General features: G+C 44.4%; 13 protein-coding genes, 1 pseudogene and 1 other annotated feature. All 14 genes and pseudogenes read left to right on the top strand.

Annotated elements, in window-relative coordinates; translation table 11 throughout:
• The first annotated feature begins 86 nt into the window (after positions 1-86).
• Positions 87-974, top strand: coding sequence for a DegV family protein (locus tag DXB91_RS10045; RefSeq protein ID WP_118017828.1), 888 nt, complete (start codon positions 87-89; stop codon positions 972-974).
• Between the two features lie 140 nt (positions 975-1,114).
• A complete protein-coding gene (locus DXB91_RS10040; RefSeq protein ID WP_118017826.1) occupies positions 1,115-2,806 on the top strand; it encodes a putative bifunctional diguanylate cyclase/phosphodiesterase in 1,692 nt (563 codons plus the stop codon).
• A gap of 153 nt (positions 2,807-2,959) precedes the next feature.
• A pseudogene (locus tag DXB91_RS10035) lies at positions 2,960-3,106 on the top strand (polar amino acid ABC transporter ATP-binding protein); the annotation flags it as partial.
• 59 nt (positions 3,107-3,165) lie between these two features.
• Entirely contained in the window at positions 3,166-4,104 is a 939-nt protein-coding gene (locus tag DXB91_RS10030) for a DMT family transporter (RefSeq protein ID WP_118017824.1), read from the top strand.
• A 166-nt stretch (positions 4,105-4,270) separates the two neighbouring features.
• Positions 4,271-4,559, top strand: a binding site (T-box leader).
• Between the two features lie 84 nt (positions 4,560-4,643).
• Positions 4,644-6,365, top strand: coding sequence for a carbon starvation CstA family protein (locus DXB91_RS10025; RefSeq protein ID WP_118017822.1), 1,722 nt, complete (start codon positions 4,644-4,646; stop codon positions 6,363-6,365).
• Between the two features lie 229 nt (positions 6,366-6,594).
• Entirely contained in the window at positions 6,595-7,473 is an 879-nt protein-coding gene (gene nudC / locus DXB91_RS10020; protein ID WP_118017820.1) for an NAD(+) diphosphatase, read from the top strand.
• Between the two features lie 179 nt (positions 7,474-7,652).
• Positions 7,653-8,630, top strand: coding sequence for a TAXI family TRAP transporter solute-binding subunit (locus DXB91_RS10015; RefSeq protein WP_118017899.1), 978 nt, complete (start codon positions 7,653-7,655; stop codon positions 8,628-8,630).
• A gap of 124 nt (positions 8,631-8,754) precedes the next feature.
• Positions 8,755-9,942, top strand: coding sequence for a sodium/glutamate symporter (gene gltS, locus DXB91_RS10010; RefSeq protein ID WP_055273905.1), 1,188 nt, complete (start codon positions 8,755-8,757; stop codon positions 9,940-9,942).
• A 15-nt stretch (positions 9,943-9,957) separates the two neighbouring features.
• Positions 9,958-10,152, top strand: coding sequence for a hypothetical protein (locus DXB91_RS10005; protein WP_004851427.1), 195 nt, complete (start codon positions 9,958-9,960; stop codon positions 10,150-10,152).
• A gap of 126 nt (positions 10,153-10,278) precedes the next feature.
• A complete protein-coding gene (locus DXB91_RS10000; RefSeq protein ID WP_118017818.1) occupies positions 10,279-11,229 on the top strand; it encodes an arginase in 951 nt (316 codons plus the stop codon).
• Between the two features lie 99 nt (positions 11,230-11,328).
• On the top strand, positions 11,329-12,003 hold the full coding sequence (locus DXB91_RS09995; protein ID WP_118017816.1) for a DNA alkylation repair protein: 675 nt from the start codon (positions 11,329-11,331) through the stop codon (positions 12,001-12,003).
• A gap of 35 nt (positions 12,004-12,038) precedes the next feature.
• Positions 12,039-12,665, top strand: a complete 627-nt coding sequence (locus tag DXB91_RS09990; protein WP_118017814.1) for a methylated-DNA--[protein]-cysteine S-methyltransferase — start codon at positions 12,039-12,041, stop codon at positions 12,663-12,665.
• Positions 12,666-12,702: 37 nt separating this feature from the next.
• Positions 12,703-14,118 carry an MATE family efflux transporter gene (locus tag DXB91_RS09985; RefSeq protein ID WP_118017897.1) on the top strand — a complete coding sequence of 472 codons (1,416 nt, stop codon included), beginning with the start codon at positions 12,703-12,705 and terminating at the stop codon, positions 14,116-14,118.
• 160 nt (positions 14,119-14,278) lie between these two features.
• Positions 14,279-16,615, top strand: a complete 2,337-nt coding sequence (feoB, locus tag DXB91_RS09980) for a ferrous iron transport protein B (RefSeq protein WP_118017812.1) — start codon at positions 14,279-14,281, stop codon at positions 16,613-16,615.
• Positions 16,616-16,658: the final 43 nt, after the last annotated feature.

Raw genomic sequence — 16,658 nt, 5'->3', positions numbered from 1 at the left:
AAAGACTGAAAAAGTAAATGAAATGCAAAAGAAAAAAGTACAGATGAAGACAGAACTGTACAAATATATTGGAGAGGTGGACAAACATGGCAAAGTATATCTTGAGCTGCTGCTCAACAGCAGATCTTTCAAAGGAACATTTTGACAAAATAGACGTAAAATATATATGCTTTCACTATGAGCTTGATGGAGTGGAGCATCCTGATGACCTGGGACAGACCATGCCATTTGAGGAATTTTACAGGAAGATGACAGAAGGTGCGGCTACGAAGACCTCACAGGTAAATTCGGATGAATATTATGATTTCTGGAAACCTTATCTTGAGCAGGGGTATGACATACTTCACCTGACATTGTCATCGGGAATAAGCGGGTCTGTAAACTCTGCAAATATTGCCAGAGAGGATCTGGAGGAAGAATTCCCTGACAGGAAACTATATGTGGTCGATTCCCTGGGGGCTTCCTCGGGCTATGGACTCATCATGGACACGCTGGCAGGCATGAGAGATGAAGGCAGGTCCATAGACGAGCTGCATGACTGGATAGAACAGCATAAGCTGGACCTGAACCACTGGTTCTTCTCAACGGATCTCACGTTTTATATCAGAGGCGGAAGAATATCCAAGACTGCTGGAACAGTCGGCACAATACTTGGAATATGTCCACTTCTCAATATGGATGACGAGGGCAGGCTGATACCGAGATCAAAGGTAAGAGGTAAAAAGAAGGTTATTCAGGAGATCGTAAAGCGCATGGAGGAGAATGCACAGGATGGGCTTGATTATTCAGGTAAGTGCTATATATCGCAGTCTGCATGTATGGATGATGCCGAGGCTGTGGCAAGGCTTGTTGAGGAGAGATTTCCAAAACTTGACGGTAAGGTGGAGATAAATTATATAGGAACTACCATAGGAAGTCATACAGGACCTGGCACAGTTGCCTTGTTTTTCTGGGGCAAAAGACGTCAGGGGTAGGATAATACATTGTGCATTCATTTCTCCACTGCTATAATGTAGGAAGAGTTTATATTTATTAATTTTTGATGCGTTTGGGCCGATTGTAATATTTAAGACTGGACGATACAGGCTATGTGTTGAAGGCTGGAGGAGAGAGAATGGATAACATAATTGATAAAAGAATACAAATGGACAGTCAGATGAAAGAATTCTTCGAGTGCATAGGTGGGGACGCGGATACACAGCAACAGAGAATCCAGTGTATAAGGAATGGTCTTGCTGTTATTGCTGACAGGCTCAGGCTGGGAAAGGCGGAGATTACTGTTGATATTCCGAAAAACAGGTTTATGCCGCTTGGAGAAAGAAGCAGCGCGGTATTATACGAGGAAGATGGTGCTGAATTGGGTACCCCCGTTGATATAGAGATGAAGATCAGAACCGGTGGTACTGTGTTTATCAAGGATTATCCATATGGTCCTGGTTATTCAGAAGAGGAGATACAGACACACAGGTTTATATTTAGGGGGATATTTATTCAGTACAACCGGACATTGGCTCAGTGCATGCTTGAAAAGATCATGAATACAGATATCAACACGGGTGTTGCCAGTCAGGATTCCCTGATGTATTATGCGGTGAATCTGATAAAAAACGGACGGATTGGTGATTATACAGGCATATTTTTTAATATCCACAATTTCAAGTATGTGAATAAGGTTTTTGATTATTCACAGGGAGATGTGATACTTAGAAATTATGCGCAGATGGTGAAGTCATATCTTGACAGCGATGAGGAGATAGCAAGGCTTGGAGGAGATAATTTCGTTGTAATCTGTCGTAATGAGAATGCGTCTGATTTTATAAGCAAGATTAAAGATGTTCATATGAGTCATGAGTTCAGATCTGTCAAAAGAGAATTCCAGCTGGGAGTTACAGCGGGGATAGCCTGCCTGGAAGGCGTTGATAAGCCGAGGGAAGTTATGGCAAGAACCAGCATTGCTTATCAGGCAGCAAGAAAAACCGGAGCGGGCTCTATAGTGGTATATACAAAAGAGATTCAGAAGCATCTTATGGATGACCAGGAGATTCTGGCTGCTTTTCCCCAGGCACTTGCTGCGGGTGAGTTTGTAGTATATTATCAGCCCAAGGTGAGAATTGCAGACAAAAGCATATATGGTGCGGAGGCACTTGTACGCTGGGTGAGAGATGGACAGGTGGTCACACCTGCGAGATTTATTCCGCAGCTTGAGAGAGAGAGCAGCGTGTGCAGACTTGACTATTATATGCTTGAGCAGGTATGCGGTTTTTTGAAGAGCAGACTGGATAAAGGTCTGAAGATTGTGCCTGTATCAGTCAATTTTTCCAGAAGACATCTGGAAGAAGGCGATCTGGTAGAACGAATAACCGGTACCATAGACAGATTTGGGATAGACAGAAGCTATATTGAGATAGAGCTCACAGAAAGTGAGGATTATCAGAATTATGAGATCATGTCCAGCGTGATAGGAAGACTCAAGGAACGAGGCATAAGTACATCTATAGATGATTTTGGTACAGGATTTTCTTCGCTCAACATGATCAAAAAGGTTGACCTTGATACCATCAAGATAGACAAATCGCTGATACCTTTTGACGATGTAAACAATAATAAGCATCAGGATATAGTAATGTTTTCAAGCATAATAGACCTCATAGGAAGACTCGGGAAAAAGTCAGTTGCGGAGGGCGTTGAGACACATCAGCAGCTTGACTACCTGGAAAAACTTGGCTGTGATATAGTACAGGGATATGTGTTTGACAAGCCCCTGCCAAAGGATGAATTTGAGCAAAGGCTGGAATCGGGATATTAAAAAGTGGCAATGGAGCCATATGAACTCCATTGCCGTTTTTTGTGTATGTAGTAAAACGGTAAAATATATATACATGGGGACTTGTTTCTTCACCGGGAAAATGATAAAACTGTTGAGAGAATTGATAAAGAAACACAGCAAAAACTGCTGCTTGAGATGGGGGTTGCCAGGGAAGTGGCTGACCGTGTTATATTTATGGTTAACGGGATCATAGTTGAGGATGGAACTCCGGAGCAGCTGTTCGGGGATCCGCAGAATGACAGGACAAAGGCGTTTCTCAGTTCAATTCTCAACACCTAAGAGAGTGCCTATATGGTTTATGCTGTGGCACGGACTAAAAAGAACGAGAGGTTTCACAGATGAAGAGTAGACAGGTAAGGAACTCACTGCTGCTGGTTTTGACAGCTTTTATATGGGGCGTAGCTTTTGTTGCACAGAGACAGGGAGGAGATGAGGTCGGACCGTTCTCTTTCAACGGAATAAGGTCACTGATCGGCGGTGCTGTTCTTATACCGGTCATATTTATAATTGACAGGATAAAACCATCTGACAGGAAACCATGTAGTAGATCAGACAGAAAGAGACTTGTGATTGGCGGTTTATGTTGTGGAACTGTTCTATTCCTGGCAAGCTCTGCACAGCAGCTTGGACTTTATATGGGAACACCAGCGGGCAAAGCGGGATTCCTCACAGCGTGTTACATATTGCTGGTTCCAATTCTGAGTCTGTTTTTGAAGAAGAAGTGTGGCTGGAATATATGGCTTGGAATAGTTATAGCTGTGGTGGGGCTTTATCTGCTTTGTATGAGCGGCTCACTGTCATTTCAGAGCAGTGATCTTATGGTGCTTGTATGTGCATTGCTTTTTGCAGTACATATACTTGTGATAGACCATTTCTCACCGCTTGTGGATGGAGTCAGAATGTCATGTATACAGTTCTGGGTATGCGGGATTCTCAGCATATTCCCGGCGTTTTTCTCGGAGATGCATCACAGTGTGGCCGGGATTGCGGCATGGGTGCAGCCTCTCGGTACATTGAGTGCGTGGATTCCGATACTCTATGCAGGAGTGTTGTCGTGTGGTGTGGCATATACACTTCAGATAGTTGGACAGAACGGACTAAATCCCACTGTCGCTTCAATGATCATGAGCCTTGAGTCGGTATTCTCTGTCATTGCCGGTTGGATCATCCTTGGAGAACGTATGGGGGTAAGACAGCTTGCAGGATGCGGGCTGATATTTGCCGCAATACTTCTGGCACAGATCCCGGTCGGACGAGAAAAGAAAGAGATGGCATGAACGTCTTGAGAGTCGATGATAAAAATACTTTGTTTTCACAAGAAAAAATATGCAGCAGGCGTACATATATCGTTGAAACACTTGAAAAAAATACGAGTTTTTATTTACTTGAAAAAATGGGTTGACAATAAAATACTTCAGTGCTAGTTTATGTACCAAACAAAGAGCAAATGCAAAGAACAGAATACGATCGTCAAAGATCGCATACTTCAGAGAGCCGCCGGTTGGTGTGAGACGGTGTATGTCCTTGATGATTATCCTCTGCGAGCAGTGCGCTGAATTCCCTGGTCATGAGATGCCAGAGACATTAGGTGTCACCGGTTTTCTACCGTTACATAGAAGCTTATTTCAATAGACAGTGAGTAGTGGTCAGGCGAGATAAGGTCAGAGAGGTCATCCTTTTATGATGGCAAATAAAGTGGTAACGCGGAAGTATACAGGCTTTCGTCTTTATGAGATTGCATAAAGACGAAAGCCTTTTTTAATTTACTCTTTGCAAAAATGAGATATCGCCATAAGGCGTGAGAAAGGAGAAAGATATGAATAGTTTGGTAATTGTTCTTATCGCAGTAGTAGTTTTAGGTGCTGGCTATCTGGGCTATGGAAGATGGCTTGCAAAGAAATGGGGTGTAGATCCAAATGCAAAGACACCAGCAGTTGCAAATGAGGATGGCAAGGATTATGTACCATCATCAAAGCTTACAGTATTTGCACATCAGTTTTCATCGATAGCAGGTGCCGGCCCTGTCCAGGGACCTATCATCGCAGCCATGTTCGGATGGGTACCAGTTTTACTCTGGCTGCTTGTCGGAGGCGTATTCTTTGGTGCAGTTCAGGATTTTGGTTCACTTTACGCATCAGTTAAAAATGGTGGTAAGTCAATAGGACTTGTCATCGAGAAGTACATAGGCAAGGCAGGAAGAAGATTCTTTTCATTATTCTGCTGGCTCTTTACACTTCTTGTTATAGCAGCATTTACATCGATGGTTTCATCGACATTTAACGGTTTCACAGCAGGAGCTGATGGAGCTGTGACAAAGAACTTCAACGGCGCTGCAGCAGCTACAGTTTCCATGCTGTTCATCGTAGTTGCCATGGTATTTGGTGTGGTTATGAAGACATGCAGGAATATGAGGGAGTGGCTCAAAGCTATAGTAGCCATCGTCCTCATCGTTGCAATGTTTGCAGTAGGTATGAAATGTCCTTGGTACTTAAATGGTGACCAGTGGAATTACGTAATCATGGCTTACCTTTTCCTTGCATCAGTGCTTCCAATGTGGTTACTCATGCAGCCAAGAGATTACATGACAACATTCATGCTCATCGGTATGTTAGTTGGTGCATTTGTCGGAGTTCTGGTAGGACATCCTGATATGAACCTGAATGCATTCAATGGTTTCACAGTTGTATCATCAACAGGAGCTAAGAGTTATCTGTTCCCAACACTGTTTGTAACGATCGCCTGTGGTGCGGTTTCCGGTTTCCACAGCCTTGTTTCATCAGGAACATCATCTAAGACAGTAAGAAATGAAAAAGATATGCTTTTCGTAGGTTACGGCGCAATGATCCTTGAGACACTCCTCGGAGTTATCTCACTTATAGTAGTTGGTGCTGTCGCAGTTGGCGGCAAGGCTCCAGAGGGTCTTACACCTTTCCAGATCTTCTCACAGGGTATCGCGGGATTCCTCGAGAAGTTCGGACTTCCAAACTCAGTTGCAAATGTATTCATGACAATGTGTGTATCAGCACTTGCTCTTACATCACTTGACTCAGTTGCACGTATCGGACGTATGTCATTCCAGGAGCTCTTCATGGGAGACACAACAGATACATCCAAGATGCCTGTATGGCAGAAGATACTTACAAACAAGTATTTTGCAACAGTTATAACACTGTTCTTTGGTTATCTTCTCTGCAAGGGTGGATATTCAAATGTATGGCCACTCTTCGGATCAGCAAACCAGATGCTTGCAGCCCTTGTACTTATAGGCGTAGCAGTATTCCTCAAGGCAACAAACAGAAAGCACGCAATGCTCTACCCACCTATGCTGATAATGCTTGCTGTTACATTTACAGCTATCGTGCTCAATGTAATAGGCAATATTCAGAAGTTCCAGGCTGGAACAGCAACATTCCTTGTAGAGGGACTTCAGCTTATTGTAGCAGTATTCCTTATCGTACTTGGTATCATCGTGGCTATCACATGTATCAAGAAGCTTGTTAATATGAAGAAGGAGAATGTTAAGAAGGCAGAGGCTTAATAGATGAGCGGGGGTTTCCCGTAAAGATTTTAAATACAATATCTACATAAAAAAGATCAGGCGATTGGCGAAATACCGATTGCCTGATTTTTTATGTTTACATGGCATGGCTGTAACCAACATTAAGGATTGACAGGTTGAAGTCTTTGAAGGAAAATAATAGGGAAAATGAGGGATATCATTCTCTTTGAGATCTTTGGACATCTGGAATAGTGGAGGAAATATAGGTATGATACAGGATATAGAACCACAGAGGTTTAATAATCAATATAGTAACAGGAGAGAACCAGAGGATCACGATATGGTTCTCTCTTTTTCTGAGAAAATGATATTTGCGAAAGTTATGGATAATGAGAACCTGCTTGGGTTTATGACGTATGGAGAACTGCAGAAAATAACCGGATGCGATAGGAAAATAGGGGATCTGGTTTATCTCTTTTCAATAGATGATACTGCATATTTTCTGTGGAATGGAGATAACCGACTGACAGCTCCGGGATATGATTACCGAAGCATGTATAAGACAAGGGCGTGCCAACCGAAGGCTGCGGTGCTTGCGGCGGCTACCGGCTGGCATCTGTCACTGTGGTACAGAACCAACAGGTTCTGCGGCGCCTGTGGAGAGAGAACTGTATATGATGAAAAAGAGAGGATGCTCAGATGTCCGTCCTGTGGCAGGCTGATATTTCCTGTCATAGCCCCGGCTGTTATAGTGGGTGTGATCGACGGCGACAGGATAATACTTACCACATATGCTGGAAGAGAATACAAGAGATATGCCCTGATTGCGGGATTTACCGAGATAGGAGAGAGCGCTGAGCAGACAGTCAGACGAGAAGTCATGGAAGAGGTCGGCATCAGCGTTAAGAATATAACATATTACAAGTCGCAGCCGTGGGGCTATGACAGCAATCTCCTCATGGGGTATTTCTGCCAGGCGGATATACCGGAGGGCAGTGACAATCACCTGACAATAGACAGACAGGAGCTTGCAACTGGAGAGTGGGTAAAGCGTGAGGATATCCCGGACTATCCGGAGCACCTGAGCCTTACCCATGAGATGATGGTGTACTTTAAAGAGCATGGACAGGGAATAATAAGTAAATAGTAATACTGAGTTGACTTTTAAATACAATCAGATAAAATAATAATATGTATTTTAAATTGTATTTTCAATAAATGTATGGCGGTGATAAAGGGCTGAAAAGCCCTTTATTTCGTGTGATGAATAAACGAACAAAGAAGATTCAGACAGAATGCTGTGCGAAGAGCAAGGAGGACGACATGATAAAGAGGAATTTGATAAAACGTCTGATGGCGGCAGGGGCCATCATGGCGGTGACACTTTCGCTGACCGGGTGTGGTATCGGTGGCAATTCCGTGAAGCTGGGAGCCGCGGGAGTTGGCGGCGGATACTACGCGTTTTCCAACGCATTTGCACAGATAGCATCCGAAGAGGATGAGGATCTTGATTTTGAGGTGAAGACAACGGCTGGCTCCACAGCGAATATCAGACTTTTGGCGGACGGTTATGTAGATATGGCCATAGCCCAGGCGGACCTTGTGGATGCAGCCTACAACGGAACAGGAGCAACGGACAAGAAGAGATACAGAGGATATTCAGCGGTTGCCAGTCTGTATACGGAGGCGTGCCAGATCGTGGTGAGGGCTGACTCAGGAATAGACAATCTGGATGACCTTCAAGGAAAGAAGATCTCTGTGGGTGAGGAGGAATCAGGAACCCAGAGAAATGCGGAACAGATACTGCAGATGACCGGTCTTGTGGAATCTCTTGTAGACACAGTCAATCTCGATTATGTTGATGCGGCAAATGAACTCAAATCAGGACAGATAGATGCATTCTTTTGTACAGCAGGTATACAGACCTCGGTGATCGAGGAGCTGTCTAAGGAATGTGACGTAAAGCTCATCGGAATAGATGACAAATGCAGGGACAGACTAAAATCCGTGTACGGCTTCTATACGGATTACACCATACCAGCGGGAACCTACGAGGGACAGACTCAGGATGTTGTGACACTCGGTGTCAGAGCAGTGCTCCTCGCCAGGGATGATATGGATGAGAAGATAGTGGAGGAGCTCACAGGACTTCTCTTTGAACATGCGCAGGATATCCAGTATTCAATAGCACTCACCTTCCAGATAGATGAGAGTGAGGCTGTGAAGAACGTGACCATTCCATTTCATGATGGTGCGAAAGCTTATTATCAGAAAAAAGGAATAGAGATCCCGGCTGAACAGTAGTTGTCAGCTGCTGATAATAAATATACTGAATGCGGAAAAGAATATATGCAGATGATATTGGGTAAATAGGTATCTGATCACGGATGTCTGCATGTGTATATAATATAGATAAGAGAGGTCTTACATGGAGATACAGATAGATATGTATCAGACACTGGCGGTGTCAGTTCTGGTACTTATATTGGGACAGTTTTTGAAGAAAAGAATTAATTTCTTGGAGAAATTCTGCATACCGGCGCCGGTCATAGGAGGTCTGCTTTTCGCAGTCCTGACCTGTGTGTGTTACAGTCTTGGCATAGCAGAATTTACATTTGACGATACGCTGAGAGAGGTGTGCATGGTATTCTTCTTCACATCCGTTGGATTCCAGGCGAATCTCAAGGTTTTAAAGAGCGGAGGAAAGTCGTTGTTCATATTCCTTGGACTGGTTGTGGTGCTTATAGTGTCCCAGAATTTTCTGGCACTCGGGGTGAGTAAGCTGCTGCATCTTGATCCGCTTGTTGGACTCTGCACGGGATCTATACCTATGGTAGGTGGTCATGGAACTGCAGGAGCGTTTGGCCCGGTGCTGGAGGATTTTGATGTCAAGGGGGCAACAACTATATGCACGGCTGCGGCAACATTTGGACTTATCGCAGGAAGTCTTATAGGTGGACCTATTGGCAAGAGACTCATAGACAGGAAGAAGCTTCTGGACACTGCAGTTGCCGAGGACGACAGTATACTGGTTGAGGATGAGAAGAAACATGAGCGCCATACCAATATGTATGCGGCAGCTGTGTTCCAGCTCATCATAGCCGTAGGAATAGGAACCATCATATCGGAACTTCTCACAAAGACAGGACTTACATTTCCTATATATATAGGTGCGATGATCGCGGCTGCGGTCATCAGAAATATCGGAGAGTATTCCGGTAAGTTTGATATATACATGGGTGAGATCAACAACCTTGGTGGTATCTGCCTGTCACTGTTCCTTGGAATGGCGATGATCACACTGAAGCTGTGGCAGCTTGCAGAACTTGCACTTCCGCTGATCATACTGCTCTCGGCGCAGCTCATACTCATGATGCTATTCACATATTTTGTTGTGTTCAACGTGATGGGCAGGGATTACGATGCGGCGGTTCTGTCCGCCGGAACATGCGGATTCGGTATGGGAGCAACGCCAAATGCCATGGCGAACATGCAGGCTATATGCGACCGCTATGTTCCTTCGGTCAAGGCATATCTGATAATACCGCTTATAGGAAGTTTATTTGCTGACTTCCTGAACAGCCTGGTAATTACATTTTTCATAAACATACTTTAGGGGGTATAACCAACTATGAGAGAAAAAAATAAAGAACAGCATAAAAAGCATCACAGATTCAACATGTCATTTGACAATCTGGCTATTCCTGAGGTGAACACAAAGAGCCATGATGACAATGAGGATAATGTGGGTGAGGATGACTCGTCTGTGACATATGACACGGTGGCAATTCCGGAGATCCACATAAGGAAAAAGAAAGACAAATAGTGATTAAAATCGTCCGGTTGTGTTAGAATACAGTCGGGCGATTTTGTATTAAGATTATTTTATTATTGACAGGTTAATTGATATTGCTGCGAAATTGACTTGTTATTGGATACATGGGGGTTGTATATGGGTGACAGCAAGGTGAAAAATGAGAATATGATCCTGGATTTTACACATGTATACTGTGACGAGTATATAAAGGATATAGACAGGTTCAGATATATGGACTGCTCGGACATAGAAGAGACAGATATGTATTGTTCAAAAAATGCGTATGAAAAAATATGGGGCAGGATAGAGCCGTACGGAATCCAGGGTATACATTATATAGATTCGGGAAATTATCATTATATAACGAAGATTATAACAGATCATATAACCGAACCGTTTGGGCTGGTTATGTATGATCATCATACAGACATGCAGATACCGATGGTTCCAGAAATGATGAGCTGCGGAGACTGGGCGGGACAGACTCTTATACAGAATGAAAATCTAAGACAGCTGGTGGTTGTAGGTCCGCCGGAGTCAGATATAGAGCAGACTTTGGAAAGTTATAAAGGTTCCAAGGGGAGACAAGAAAATGTGGAAAGCTATAAATGTGGGTATAATGTACAAGAAGCTGAGTACGATGATTCGTATGATATTTCCCGGGATATCTCAAGCGGAAGACTGTTGATATTTTCTGCCAAAGACCTGCATGGTGGACTGCCTGAGGATAAGCTGAAACATATCAGAACAGATCTGCCCTTGTACATATCTATAGACAAAGACGTCCTCGGAACAGAATACACGGAGACGAACTGGAGTCAGGGGGATATGTCAATCGATGGACTTGAACGTCTGCTCAGTGTCTTTCTTGGCGGTCAGGGTGAAGAAAAAAATACAGACGCTTGTCGTAATGATGAAAGATATGCCGGTGGTATAAGACATTCAAGAATATTGGGTGTTGATGTATGCGGAGAGGTTCAGACAGATATTTCAGTGCCTGAATATCTTGAGGCGGAGGAGAAGAATGAGAAGGTCAATATCGAACTGTTTCGGTTTATATCGGAGCATGTGAAGAAATTCAGATAGTATTAGATATAATAGTTGTATACAATTATGAGTTAGAATAGAAAAATGTAGAAAATGGAAAACTAACAACGAGAAAATTAGAAAGCGTAAGGTGAAAATATGGAGGAGATTCAAAAGCATCTGTTTGAACTTCAGGATATAAAGTACAGAGATTTTCACAGCAGGCTTATGCCTGACACCGACAAGGAGACTGTCATAGGCATAAGAGTTCCAGTGCTCAGAAAGTATGCGAAGAGTATAGCTGGAACAGAACTGTCAGAAAAGTTTATAAAAGAACTTCCACACCATTATTACGAGGAAAATAATCTCCACATGATGTTCATAACCAGGATAAAGGATTATGACAGATGTATCTCGGAGATAGAAAGATTTCTTCCATATATAGATAACTGGGCGACATGTGATTTTCCTGCGCCGAAGTGTTTTGAAAATCACAAGGAAGAATTGCTGCCGGTCATCAAGCGCTGGATCGCCTCAGGCGAGACATATACTATACGGTATGGAATAGGAATGCTCATGAGGCTTTATCTGGATGCTGATTTTGATCCTGAATATGTGAAGCTGGTGGCAGAAGTTCAGTCTGATGAGTATTATGTCAACATGATGATAGCATGGTACATGGCGACAGCACTGGCAAAGCAGTGGGATGCGGTCATTCCGTACATAGAAGAGCACCGCATGTCCGACTGGGTTCACCGAAAGACGATACAGAAGGCAGTGGAGAGTTACCGTATAACGGACGAGCAGAAGAGATATCTTAAGGGATACAGATAATTACATAATCGCAACACAAGAAAGGAAAAATACACATGACAACAAGGGAGGAAGTTCTGGCATATGGTCTCTCATTTCCGGACACTTACCAGGAGGCTCCATTTCACGATCAGAACTGGCAGCTTGTGAGAGTCAAGGGAAGCAAGAAGGCATTCCTTTGGACTTATGAGAGGGATGGATATATCAATCTGAATGTGAAGGCTGATCCGGAAAGCCGGGATTTCTGGAGGCAGGCATTTGAGTCTGTCATACCGGGGTGGCATCAGAACAAAGAACACTGGAACACTATCATACTGGATGGAAGTGTGCCAGAGGATGCGGTGAAGCAGATGATAGCGGATAGCTATGACATAGTAACCTACAGTCCGACAAAGAGGATCTACGATGCGGTGAAGAAGATTCCGAAGGGATGTGTTGCAACATACGGCCAAGTTGCGGAGATGGCAGGTGACAGGAAGATGGCGAGGGCGGTCGGAAATGCGCTCCACAAGAATCCAGATCCTGATAACATACCGTGCTACCGCGTGGTGAATTCCAAGGGCGAGCTGGCGGGAGCGTTTGCATTCGGCGGGGCAGATGTCCAGGCAGAACGGCTCAGAGCGGACGGCATAGAGGTCGAGAATGGCCGTGTAGACCTAAAAAGATATGGAATAAAAATTTGAGATGGCAGGAATACAGACAGGAAGGCAATACACAAATATGACAACTGATAACACAAAGACAACAGAAAATCAGAATAACCCGCTTGGATATGAGAATGAGGCACATCTGCTCACAAGATTTGCCATACCATGTATCATATCCATGCTGGTGACCGCGCTTTACAATATAGTCGACCAGATATTTATAGGACACGGAGTGGGAATGCTTGGAAATGCTGCGACAAATATAGCATTTCCTCTTTCAACGGCATGTACCGCGATATCGCTTCTTCTTGGCATAGGAAGTGCGACCAGCTTTTCATTGAAGCTTGGTGCCGGAGATGAGAAGAAGTCGGCTGAGGCAGCAGGAAATGGAATCTGTCTCATGGCGATATTTGGCGTGGCACTTTTCCTTGTGACGACAATATTCCTGACACCTATGCTAAAGGCATTCGGCGCAACTGACAAGGTTCTGCCATTTGCACAGGAGTACACAAGGATAACAGCGATAGGTTTCCCATTCCTGATAGCGAATACCGGAATGAGTAAGCTGATCATGGCTGATGGAAGTCCGAGGTATTCAATGATATCCATGCTGACAGGTGCCATCATCAACACTATACTTGATCCGATACTTATATTCGGGCTCGATATGGGTATGCGCGGTGCGGCGTTGGCAACTATCACAGGACAGATCATATCATTTGCCATAAGCCTCAGATATATGTTCCATTTCAAGACAATACATCTTACCAGGGAAAGTTTTGTTATGCGAGGAGAGCCTTGCGGCAATATATTCAGATTCGGTGCGTCGGCGTGTTTCAATCAGATAGCCATGGCGATAGTCCAGGTTGTCATGAACAATACTCTCTCAAGATACGGAGCACAGTCGGTGTATGGAGGCGACATACCACTTGCGTGTTCAGGAATAATAAGCAAGGTAAACATGATATTCATGGCGATCGTTATAGGAATATCACAGGGAACCCAGCCGATCATAGGCTTCAACTATGGCGCAGGAAAGTACAGGAGGGTGAGAAAGACTTATCTTCTGGCGCTGGCAGCAGCATCGGCTCTGTCGGTGGTGGCATTTGCAGCATTCCAGATATTCCCCAGACAGATCATCAGCGCATTTGGAGAGGGAAGCGAGCTGTACTTCCAGTTTTCAGAGAGATACTTCAGGATATATATGTTTCTTACCATCGTAAATGGAATCCAGCCGGTGACATCAAACTTCTTCAACTCTATAGGAAAGGCGAGACTTGGTGTGTTCATGTCACTCACAAGACAGATACTATTTCTGCTTCCTCTCATCATCATATTCCCTATATTCATGGGAATCGATGGTGTTATGTATGCGGGACCGATAGCGGACGGAATAACTGCGATTGTCTGTGGTTTGTTTACGGTGAGGGAACTTAAGGAACTGATTTCTATAGACAGAGATGCACATGAAAAAGCCGTGAAAATATAGACGATAATCAGGATCTATATATTGCGCATACAACGCATCGTGCTATAATTGAGAAAAAATATCAATAGACATAAATAGACGGCATTCGACAGACGATTTTGTGGTACTGAAAGACTGCGTGGATGAATCTGGACGAATGATGAAAGAAGGATAATCAATTATGACACTGAGAGATTTGAAGGTGGGACAGAGTGCCAGAATAAAGGCAGTTGGCGGTGAAGGAGAGCTAAGACAGCATTTCCTTGACATGGGTGTTATCCCCGGTGCGGAGCTCACCCTTGTGAAGCTTGCTCCTATGGGCGATCCTATGGAGTTTCAGATCCATGGATATGAACTTACACTCAGACTGGCAGATGCAGAGCAGATAGATGCAGAGCAGATAGAGACAAGATCCAGAGCTCACACCAGGGTTGAGACAATAGAGGAGAAGGAACATCCGGGACTTGGCGAGGAAGGAAAATATCACGTCAAAGGGGACGGCGATCCGCTTCCGGAAGGAACAAGACTTACATTTGCCCTGGTTGGAAACCAGAACTGTGGAAAGACGACACTGTTCAATCAGCTCACCGGATCAAATCAGCATATAGGCAATTTCCCCGGAGTAACTGTCGACAGAAAGGATGGTCCGATAAGGGGCAGGGAGAATACTTCCGTGACAGATCTTCCCGGAATATATTCGATGTCTCCTTATAGCAGCGAGGAGATCGTGTCCAGAAACTTTGTGCTTGACGATCACCCAAAGGCTATCATCAATATAGTAGACGCTACTAATATAGAGCGAAATATGTATCTCACGATGCAGCTTCTCGAGATGGAGATACCGGTTGTCGTTGCACTCAACATGATGGATGAGGTCACAGGCAATTCAGGCTCCATAGATGTAAATGGGATGGAGGCCATGCTTGGAACCCCGGTTGTTCCTATATCTGCGGCAAAGAACGAGGGTGTGGATGAGCTTGTAAGACACGCCATACATATAGCCAAGTATCAGGAAAAGCCTGGAAGACAGGACTTCTGTGATGAGAATGAGTTTGGCGGAGCTGTTCACAGATGTATACATGCGGTGGCGCATCTTATAGAGGATCATGTAAAGGCGGCAGATCTGCCGCTTAGATTCGCTGCTACCAAGATCATAGAGGGAGATCATCTCATACTTGACAGGCTTGGACTTGATGAGAACGAGAAAGAGACGATAGAACATCTGATAATCCAGATGGAAAAAGAGCGAGGACTTGACCGGAGTGCAGCCATAGCTGATATGAGATTTAATTTCATAGAAAAGGTATGTGAAAACTGTGTAGTCAAGCCAAAGGAGAGCAAGGAGAGGATCAGAAGCGAAAAGATAGATCGCATTCTTACGGGTAAGTATACCGCAATCCCATGCTTTATAGGTATCATGCTGGCGGTGTTCTATCTGACATTTAACGTGATCGGAGCTGGACTTCAGAAACTTTTAGAGATGGGGATAGATGCACTCACGGTTCAGGTGGGAAAGCTTCTCACCGCAGCAAATGTAAATGTGGTCGTCAAGAGCCTTGTTATGGATGGAATATTTGCGGGTGTCGGAAGTGTGCTCAGTTTTCTTCCAATCATAGTGACTCTGTTCTTTTTCCTGTCGCTCATGGAAGACAGCGGATACATCGCCAGAGTTGCATTTGTCATGGATAAGCTGCTAAGGAAGATCGGACTTTCCGGCAAGAGCATAGTTCCGATGCTGATAGGCTTTGGCTGTACGGTTCCGGCCGTCATGGCAACCAGGACACTCCCGAGTGAGAGAGACCGAAAGATGACTATTCTGCTCACTCCATACATGAGCTGTTCAGCTAAGCTTCCTATATATGCGTTCTTTGTAAGCGCATTCTTCCCTGGAAAGGGCGGCCTTATTATGGCAGGGCTTTATTTCCTTGGAATTGCGATAGGAATAATTGTGGCTATGGTTTATCGGAGCACATTGTTTAAGGGCAATGCGGTTCCTTTTGTCATGGAGCTTCCAAATTACAGACTTCCGGGTGCGAAGAACGTAGGCCAGCTCCTGTGGGAGAAGGCAAAGGACTTTCTTCAGAAGGCGTTCACAGTTATATTTCTTGCAACTATATGTATCTGGTTCCTTCAGAGCTTTGATATGCACCTCAATATGGTGAAAGACTCGCAGGACAGCATACTTGCTGCGATAGCCGGACTTTTGGTGCCGATATTTAAGCCTCTTGGACTTGGCGACTGGAGAATATGTACGTCGCTCATAAGTGGTATCATGGCGAAGGAGAGTGTGGTATCCACACTTGAGATATTGTTTAACGGATCAGTGACCGCAGCTATCACAACCAGGGCTGCAGCATCGCTGCTCGTATTCAGCCTGCTTTACTCGCCTTGTATAGCAGCCATCGCTTCCATCAAGAGAGAGATGGGGCACCGCTGGGCTATCGCCGTAGTGATATGGCAGTGCGTTGTGGCGTGGCTTGCAGCATTTGTGGTGTATATGATAGGGGGAATACTGTGATAAAAGCCTGAAGTATGGGGCTGATACATTCTGGAATACGTTT

The organism is Coprococcus sp. OM06-34AC (assembly GCF_003462545.1).
Classification (GTDB): Bacteria; Bacillota; Clostridia; order Lachnospirales; family Lachnospiraceae; genus Coprococcus; species Coprococcus aceti.
The sequence above is the reverse complement of the archived record's forward strand: the minus strand, read 5'-3'. Positions and strand labels throughout refer to the sequence as shown.